Here is a 617-nt window from a genome sequence, read left to right on the forward strand (position 1 = left end):
CGCTCCTGTTCTTCGTCAGATAGCCCGCTATCTTCCTCATCACAGAAGCAAAAATGCCTCAAAAACTCATCCCAAATCATCGCACGATAAATTCAAAACAGCTTCTTAACAATATCTATTCACGGTAAAGCATCAAGGTTGCCCAACCCAATTGGTCGAACGCACCGCTGTTTGTACCGTAACGGTTTTCCGGTTCACCCACACCGCCTTCGGGACGAAGTTTGTCGGCAAACTGCTTGGCATACGTATAGCCACTGCCCACATTTGCCACCTTTGCATAATGGTTGTACAGGATTTCCCATCCCGGACGAATGCTGCCACGACCTTCATCATCTGCCATTTGCGTATGGGTTGCACCGTGGTTCTTATCGCGGCAAGAGCAGTCGATGCTATATTCATAGGTCGTAAACGGCATCTGAGTAGCACTTACCAGCCAGCTTCCCGTATTGTTCCGGTTATCCGTACCATTGCGCAAGTTGGACAACGCTACGTATTCGCCCATCTTCATCATGCCGAACTGTCGCACATCATCGGCTACGACCGCGACCGCTTGGTAAGAAACATCCGCTTCGAGAACCTCCGCATCAACGGTACGGTTATCTCCGACGACATGCCCG

1 pseudogene is annotated in these 617 nt (G+C 50.4%); it reads right to left on the minus strand.

Annotated features, from left to right (window positions below):
- Positions 1 to 115: 115 nt before the first annotated feature.
- Positions 116 to 617: pseudogene (locus B5F78_RS16665) on the minus strand (hypothetical protein); the annotation flags it as partial.

Origin of the sequence: Bacteroides sp. An279, from assembly GCF_002159615.1 — a bacterium.
In the GTDB taxonomy this organism is placed as follows: domain Bacteria; phylum Bacteroidota; class Bacteroidia; order Bacteroidales; family Bacteroidaceae; genus Phocaeicola; species Phocaeicola intestinalis.